This window comes from Riemerella columbina DSM 16469 (genome assembly GCF_000374405.1).
GTDB lineage: Bacteria > Bacteroidota > Bacteroidia > Flavobacteriales > Weeksellaceae > Riemerella > Riemerella columbina.
On sequence record NZ_KB894260.1, the window covers coordinates 1 to 4,609 of the forward strand.

At 34.1% G+C, this 4,609-nt stretch carries 8 protein-coding genes; 1 reads left to right on the forward strand and 7 read right to left on the reverse strand.

Annotated elements, in window-relative coordinates; all coding sequences use genetic code 11:
- On the forward strand, window positions 1-256 hold a 256-nt coding region (locus tag C237_RS0109475), incomplete at its 5' end, for a transposase (protein ID WP_018676256.1).
- A gap of 16 nt (window positions 257-272) precedes the next feature.
- On the opposite strand, the gene C237_RS13690 is transcribed toward C237_RS0109475, so the two are convergent.
- From C237_RS13690 to C237_RS13695, 7 genes are all read right to left on the reverse strand, one after another.
- Window positions 273-608: a DpnI domain-containing protein gene (locus C237_RS13690; protein ID WP_018676257.1), complete on the reverse strand. Its 336-nt coding sequence runs from the start codon at window positions 606-608 to the stop codon at window positions 273-275.
- 56 nt (window positions 609-664) lie between these two features.
- Entirely contained in the window at window positions 665-793 is a 129-nt protein-coding gene (locus C237_RS15110; RefSeq protein WP_018676258.1) for a hypothetical protein, read from the reverse strand.
- 178 nt (window positions 794-971) lie between these two features.
- The gene (locus tag C237_RS0109490; protein WP_026315611.1) at window positions 972-2,132 is read right to left on the reverse strand and encodes an iron-containing alcohol dehydrogenase; all 1,161 of its coding nucleotides are present in this window, start codon (window positions 2,130-2,132) and stop codon (window positions 972-974) included.
- Window positions 2,133-2,152: 20 nt separating this feature from the next.
- Window positions 2,153-2,539: a DoxX family protein gene (locus C237_RS0109495; protein WP_018676260.1), complete on the reverse strand. Its 387-nt coding sequence runs from the start codon at window positions 2,537-2,539 to the stop codon at window positions 2,153-2,155.
- Between the two features lie 11 nt (window positions 2,540-2,550).
- The gene (locus C237_RS0109500) at window positions 2,551-3,207 is read right to left on the reverse strand and encodes an NAD(P)H-binding protein (protein ID WP_018676261.1); all 657 of its coding nucleotides are present in this window, start codon (window positions 3,205-3,207) and stop codon (window positions 2,551-2,553) included.
- A 208-nt stretch (window positions 3,208-3,415) separates the two neighbouring features.
- A complete protein-coding gene (locus tag C237_RS0109505; protein WP_018676262.1) occupies window positions 3,416-3,775 on the reverse strand; it encodes a hypothetical protein in 360 nt (119 codons plus the stop codon).
- Window positions 3,776-3,813: 38 nt separating this feature from the next.
- Window positions 3,814-4,323 carry a DUF4184 family protein gene (locus tag C237_RS13695; RefSeq protein ID WP_083917672.1) on the reverse strand — a complete coding sequence of 170 codons (510 nt, stop codon included), beginning with the start codon at window positions 4,321-4,323 and terminating at the stop codon, window positions 3,814-3,816.
- Window positions 4,324-4,609 lie beyond the last annotated feature (286 nt).

Here is a 4,609-nt window from a genome sequence, read left to right on the forward strand (position 1 = left end):
TTCCTATGTTGATATATCTAATTATGTTGAAATATATGTGACTGAAAAATCAAGCAAAGCAACCACAAAGGAGACATTGCGATGGGTTCATATATTTATAAGNAATGCGAAACGAAACTTGTTAGGTAATTACCACAAAATCAAAGGCAAATATCTTCAATTATACTTAAATGAATTTGTATACAAGCTAAACAGGCGATATTTTGGAGAACGATTATTCGATAGGGTGATTATAGCTGCTATAGCAGGAAATTAGGTATAAAAACGGATATTCAAAAAAAGTTATTTACACTCCAATCTTTAGTATAAGTAATAAAGAAGAAGTTTGGATTATTTTGTGAGTTTACCCTACTTATCATAGTCTCATACGCTCCATCAGTGATAATTTTAGGAAACTTTCCTTTCTTGCTTTTTAATTCAAATTCTTCTCTACAATTTTTACAGAAAAAATCTGCCACTGGACGATTATTTTCAAATTCAGTTAAAAAAGAATTACCACAACTGGGACAATATGAGTTATTTAAAACCCAATTTTCAGTTAATACCCTAACAATTTGTGATTTACTTTTATATTTTTTTGATAATTCTATATCAAATCTTAAATCCATTTATAGTTTACAATTAGTTAGTACATATAAATTTTACTGTCTAAATAATAAATAGATTATATAAAATCAAACCCTTCTTTTTTGTATAATAGAAGTATTGCCTTATCTATTTTATCTAATAATTGTGATTTTCCACCCGCCCATTTTACAAATGGTTTTGCTGTATTTCTTACATTTAATGCCATATTATTTACAATTTCGTGAAAATGTTTTCAGCCAAGATACTAAAAAATATTCATTATTCCCTTCAAATAGTATTTTTTTATTATTCAATAACATAATATATTTTCAACTTAAAAATCATAAAAAATAATTCCTACAGCAAAAAACTCCCGCCATCTTCCAAGACAGCGGGATTTTTTATTAGTAAGCATTTTCTAAAATTTCTTTTACAGCTTCAGGGGTTACCTTTTGGTGTTCGCCGATGCCGAGCCAACCTCTTTGGGTAAATCGCTCTGAAACGATTTGGGCGGTGTCGGTATGGTTTTCTGTGTATTCGGATAGTCGGGTTTGGACTTCTAATGAGTGGAAGAAACTTTCGATTTTTTCGATGGCTTGGTGGGCTTTTTCGTCCAAAGTGCCATCGGTAATATACCAAACTCTTTCGGCAAATTGGGCTAATTTTTGTTTTTTATCCTCAAAACAATAGCGGTAATAACTTGGCAATACAATGGCTAAAGTTCTGGCGTGGTCGATACCGTGCAATGCCGTCAGTTCGTGACCAATCCCGTGAACACCCCAATCGGTAGGAACGCCTTTTGAAATCAATCCGTTAAGTGCCATCGTACACGACCACATAAAGTTGGACGCCAATTCATAATCACTCGGGCTTTCCACCACTTTGGCACCCACATCTATCAAAGTTTGCATAATACCTTCCGAAAATCGGTCTTGCAAGCGTCCGGCCGCTGGATAGGTCATATATTGCTCCAAAGTATGCACAAACGAATCCACAATCCCATTCACCAATTGTCTTTTGGGCAGCGACTGAATGACCGTTGGGTCTAGCACCGAAAACTGAGGGAATAACAAGGGCGAACCGAAAGACAATTTTTCTTTGGTTGCTCTACGCGAGATGACCGCTCCCGAGTTCATTTCCGAACCCGTGGCAGGAAGAGTCAGCACGGTGGCAAAAGGTAAGGTGGCTTTTACGGGTTCTTTTTTGGCTAAAATATTCCACGCATCATCGCCAGTATATTTTACCGCTGCCGAGATAAATTTCGTTCCGTCAATCACCGAACCGCCTCCTACGGCTAAGATATAATCCAATTTTTTCTCTTTGATTACCGAAACCGCTTCCATCAAGATTTCATACTCAGGATTGGCAGGCACACCGCTAAATTCCACGATTTCTCTACCTTTTAGTGCGTGTATTACTTGGTCGTAAATACCGTTGCGTTTAATGCTTCCACCCCCATAGATAAGTAGGATTTTTGCCTCTTTCGGGATTTCATTATTGATATTCTCGATTTGTCCTTTTCCAAAAAGGATTTTCGTTGGATTTTTAAATTCAAAATTATTCATTGTTGTTGTTTTATGTTTGATTATTTTAGATTTTTCTTGGTAAATTGATACACCGCCCACGACCAAACGAGGAACAAGATTTGTATCGGCAAACGAATTATCGCCGCTTTGTGACTGCCAATGGCTGGATTTTCAACCAACACATCTTTGATATGAATGGGCAAAAATACCAACATCAGTAGAAAAATACCCAAAGCACCATAGGTCGCGTATTTATTTCTAAAGAAAAGAAGTAAGCCAAGCACCACTTCTACCAATCCTGAACTCATAATAAAAAAATGAGAATAGGGTAAAAAACTCGGTACAAAAGGCGTATAAAATTCAGGTTTTATAAAATGTTGTATCCCTGCATAGACCATAAAAATCGCTAACAGATAGCGTAGAACAGATACTATTTTTTGTTTCATTTTCTGTTTTTTTAGTTGGATGATTGTTCAAAGGCATCTCTTAGAATAATCTGATGTCCTTTTCTGTGAGTGCCTAAAAATAGGGCTTTTGCTAAGTCTTCGCCACGAATGGCTCGGTATTTTTTCAAAGGACCTATGAGTAGAAATTGCAAACCTTTCATCAAGACTGTTCCGATATTCTCTGCCCAACGGGAATCTTTGCGTTCGCCATAAATCAATGAAGGACGATATACCAAAACATTGGGAATGTCGCATTTTAGGACCTCTTGTTCCATTTCGCCTTTGGTTTTGCTGTAAAACACCGAACTATTGGCATCTGCACCCATAGCAGAAATCACACTAAAAGTCGGTATATTATTTAGCTCGGCTAATTTAGCGGCACTCACGGGAATGCCGTAATCAATGGCGTGGTATCGCTTCTTATCGGGTGTTTCAGCCTTAGTTGTTCCGATACAACAAAAGACCTCATCTGCCGTAAAATCCTTAGCGTGTTGCTCCAAATGCAATAAATCACAAACGATTTCCTCCAATTTCGGATGCTGTTTGTTCGTAGGTGTTCGGGTGAAGACTTTCACATTTTCGTATGTATCCGATTGAAGTAACAGGTCGAGTAAATACCTACCCGTAAGTCCTGTTGCACCTAATACAATGGCTGTTTTCTTTTTCATTAGAATCTAATTTTAATAGCAATCAAAATCTTTAAATCATCTGATTTTTTATTTTGATAAGGCAAAGGTATGGTAAATTTATATTGTACATAATTTAGTTTTGTGAAATATTTTAGAAACTCCTATTTCATGAAAGGATTAACGCAAATAATTAAGCTATAAAAATATAAATATCAATATAAATATCAATTTGTACAACAACATTATCTTATTCAATGATGACCGTATCGTTTTTGATTGTGATGTTTATTTCTTTATCCAAAGGGGCACCATTGGTATAATAACCAAAAGATTTTGTTTCTTTTATGGAATCATCTTTTGTAAATTCCAATAGGTAATGTCCATCCATTGAATGCTTTTTCATAGATAAAAATGCTTCATATTTTTGATGTACTCCAATTTTAGGCAAATCTACTTTTGACTGATGCTCGGAAGTCGTAACCACTATATTTCTAATTTCAAAATCAGATTGATTGTCAATAGTCACCTTTAGCCCTTTATTATTGTTAAAATTACAAGCTGTGGTTAGTATTGCTCCTAAAATTATACATCCAGTTTTCTGTTTCATAATTTAATTTTTTAGATGATCAATATATTTAAATTAGATTATTTTGATTTCATCAATAATGAGGTTATAATTAATGACAACATCGTAGAAGCAATAATAGTAACGATTACATTGCCATACGCTTTAATATTTAATTCCAAAAACAATTTAAATGAAACTATAAAAAAAGTGATAATTGCTACAATAATCCAATATTTGAATTGCAATGGTTTAGTATTTATATCGTACTTCGGTAGCAAGTAGATATAGTAGAGAATAATCATTCCGCCAATGAGTGTAGAACAATGTTGCAATATTTTAAACAAAGGAATATGGATAATACCAAGAAAAGAAATCGTGTTTTGAAGTTCTGGAATTAATTTCACAAAATAGCCATCAGTATGCGTAAAAGCATCCCAAAATAAATGAGAATAGGAACCAATAATAATAGAAATGAGAACAACCCACCAATTTCTTATAAAATATGAATTCCAATTCAATGCTTTAAAAGTTGTAAACCTTGATTGTAACACTCTGGGCAGATGATTCAGCAAACTATTCCTAACAATATTATGTGTAAAGTTTCATAACATTATTGATGGCATTCTATCCTCATAGGATTTACTTTGAAGGCTAGCCTTCAAAGTAAATCCTATGAGGAACTGATAAAAAAGTTGGTTATTTTTGTTTCACGCAAATAAAAATAATTATGCAAATTTATCATTCAAACGCCACTACGAATATAAACATTCGTCAGCAAATTCAAAAATCTAAGGCTACTAATTTTGAGTTAGCCCAGCAATTTAACACATCGCAACAAACCGTTTCTAAGTGGAAAAATAGAATTTCTCTTAA

What these genes read in the sequence shown, in the direction of transcription:
- C237_RS13690 (WP_018676257.1), bottom strand. Translation starts at nt 608, where the DNA reads ATGGATTTAAGATTTGATATAGAATTATCAAAAAAATATAAAAGTAAA.
- C237_RS15110 (WP_018676258.1), bottom strand. Translation starts at nt 793, where the DNA reads ATGGCATTAAATGTAAGAAATACAGCAAAACCATTTGTAAAATGGGCG.
- C237_RS0109490 (WP_026315611.1), bottom strand. Translation starts at nt 2,132, where the DNA reads ATGAATAATTTTGAATTTAAAAATCCAACGAAAATCCTTTTTGGAAAA.
- C237_RS0109495 (WP_018676260.1), bottom strand. Translation starts at nt 2,539, where the DNA reads ATGAAACAAAAAATAGTATCTGTTCTACGCTATCTGTTAGCGATTTTT.
- C237_RS0109500 (WP_018676261.1), bottom strand. Translation starts at nt 3,207, where the DNA reads ATGAAAAAGAAAACAGCCATTGTATTAGGTGCAACAGGACTTACGGGT.
- C237_RS0109505 (WP_018676262.1), bottom strand. Translation starts at nt 3,775, where the DNA reads ATGAAACAGAAAACTGGATGTATAATTTTAGGAGCAATACTAACCACA.